Below are 2,021 nucleotides of genomic sequence, written 5' to 3'. Positions count from 1 at the left end.
GGGAGAAGGGGAGGACGCGCGGCTCCCCCACCCGTGCTCTACTCCCCCGGGACCCACCATGATTCGCGCTCTGCTCGCCGCCCTTCTCCTCGCCACGCCGGCCCAGGCCGACGACATGTCGGTGTTCGTCAGGAACCAGCGGTCGCAGGGCGTCGCGCTGGAACTGTTCAGCCGCGACCGCGACACGGTCTGGCCGGGCGGCGACAAGGTCTTCCTCATCCGTCCGGGCGCACGCAAATCCGTGCCTATCTCCTGCAATCCGGGCGAGAACATCTGCTGGGGCGCCTGGGTCAATGGCGACGACCAGGTCTCCGCCGGCGTCGGCCCCGACAACGACCAGCCCTGCGATACATGCTGCTTCATCTGCGTCGAGCATTCCACCGAGACGATCGACCTGGCGGAGTGACGGGGGGCGCCGATCTCCCCCCATGAGGGGGAGATGTCGCCGAAGGCGACAGAGGGGGTCGCCGCGCGTCGAGCGCCGACGCTGTGCGCGACAAGAGACGCTGTGCGCGACAAGAGATGACGCTGGCGCTTCACGCGCGAGGACCCCCTCTGACCGCTTCGCGGCCATGTCCCCCTCAAGGGGGGAGATCGGCCGGCACCGCCGCTTTCGCCAATCCCAAAATTCCGCCCGTTATTTCGCCACCGCCCCTTGGCATTGGCTCGCGCCATGCCATCATCCCGCCATCGGCCATGGGGGCCGATTCTTTTCGGGGGACTGCCATGACTTTCTTCACCGCCCGCCGCATCGCTGCGGCGTTCTTCATCGCCACGCTGGCCGCGCCGGCCGCTCATGCCGGCGACGTCACTTTCGAGATCAGGAACGGCCATCCAAATGCCATGCGGCTCGAGCTCTACAGCCAGGACCGCGACTATGTCTGGCCGGGCAATGGCAAGGATTTCTACCTCGACGACGGCGAGACCAAGGAACTGCCGATCTCCTGCGATGAGGGCGAATCGATCTGCTACGGCGCATGGGTCGACGGCGACGAGGGCACCTATTGGGGCGTCGGCCCCGGCAACAAGGAAAAATGCGAAGACTGCTGCTACACCTGCAGCGGCGGCGAGACCGAGGAAATCAACCTGGTGGAGTGAGCGATAATCTCCCCCCTCGTGGGGGAGATGTCGCCGAAGGCGACAGAGGGGGTCGCTTCGCGTAAAACGCAAGCGCCCCTTCCTGCGAGAGCCAAGGTCGGCGCTTCACGCGCAACGACCCCCTCTGGCCGCTTCGCGGCCATCTCCCCCTCAAGGGGGGAGACTTGGCGTTCCAGCCAACTTGACGCCCTTCCCACCCTCGCCCTAGCCTGTCTCCACCCAAGAGGAGACCCCACCCATGGCAGGCACGGTCGAAAGCGAGAAGGTCGACGTCTCCTTTTCCGGCAAGCGCTGCATCCATTCGCGCAACTGCGTGCTCGGTAATCCGCACGTCTTCGTGCCCAACGCCAAGGGCGAATGGATCCACCCCGAGGCGGCCAGCGTCGAGAAGGTCGTGGCGCTGGCGGAGAACTGCCCGTCCGGCGCCATCACCTACCATCGCAAGGATGGCGGACCGCAGGAGAAGCCGCCGGTGGTCAACACCGTGCGGCTGCGCGAAAACGGCCCACTGGCCGTGCATGGCGAGATCGTGCTCGGCGACGAGACCTTCCATCGCGCCACGCTCTGCCGCTGCGGCCAGTCGCAGAACAAGCCGTTCTGCGACAACAGCCATATCAAGGCGGGCTTTGCCGCCACCGGCGAGCCGCCGCTGAAGGACACGCCTGCGCTCGAAGCCCGCGACGGGCCACTGAAGATCACGCCGACCGTCAACGGTCCGCTCAAGCTCGAAGGCAATGCCGAGATCGTCACCGGCACCGGCCACACCATCGACCGCGCCACGCGGGTTTTCCTCTGCCGCTGCGGCCATTCAGCCAACAAGCCGTTCTGTGACAATTCGCATAAAAGGGTGGGGTTCGTGGGGTAGCGTCCTTCTCCCCGTTCACGGGGAGAGCGACTGTCTTGGCTGTCAAGCTGTTTGCCAT

At 65.9% G+C, this 2,021-nt stretch carries 3 protein-coding genes; all 3 read left to right on the top strand.

The window, feature by feature from the left end; translation table 11 throughout:
- Window positions 1-58: 58 nt before the first annotated feature.
- The 3 genes from EOA33_RS33745 to EOA33_RS33735 all read left to right on the top strand — a co-directional run bounded on the left by EOA33_RS33745 (window position 59) and on the right by EOA33_RS33735 (window position 1,963).
- A complete protein-coding gene (locus EOA33_RS33745) occupies window positions 59-406 on the top strand; it encodes a hypothetical protein (RefSeq protein ID WP_126057238.1) in 348 nt (115 codons plus the stop codon).
- Between the two features lie 320 nt (window positions 407-726).
- Complete coding sequence (locus EOA33_RS33740) at window positions 727-1,098, top strand: hypothetical protein (RefSeq protein ID WP_126057237.1); 372 nt, start codon at window positions 727-729, stop codon at window positions 1,096-1,098.
- A gap of 238 nt (window positions 1,099-1,336) precedes the next feature.
- Window positions 1,337-1,963 carry a CDGSH iron-sulfur domain-containing protein gene (locus EOA33_RS33735; protein WP_126057236.1) on the top strand — a complete coding sequence of 209 codons (627 nt, stop codon included), beginning with the start codon at window positions 1,337-1,339 and terminating at the stop codon, window positions 1,961-1,963.
- Window positions 1,964-2,021: the final 58 nt, after the last annotated feature.

Origin of the sequence: Mesorhizobium sp. M4A.F.Ca.ET.050.02.1.1, from assembly GCF_003997725.1 — a bacterium.
GTDB lineage: Bacteria > Pseudomonadota > Alphaproteobacteria > Rhizobiales > Rhizobiaceae > Mesorhizobium.
Note: the sequence above shows the minus strand (reverse complement) of the source record. Positions and strands in the feature narration are given on the sequence as shown.

What these genes read in the sequence shown, in the direction of transcription:
- EOA33_RS33745 (WP_126057238.1), top strand. Translation starts at nt 59, where the DNA reads ATGATTCGCGCTCTGCTCGCCGCCCTTCTCCTCGCCACGCCGGCCCAG.
- EOA33_RS33735 (WP_126057236.1), top strand. Translation starts at nt 1,337, where the DNA reads ATGGCAGGCACGGTCGAAAGCGAGAAGGTCGACGTCTCCTTTTCCGGC.
- EOA33_RS33740 (WP_126057237.1), top strand. Translation starts at nt 727, where the DNA reads ATGACTTTCTTCACCGCCCGCCGCATCGCTGCGGCGTTCTTCATCGCC.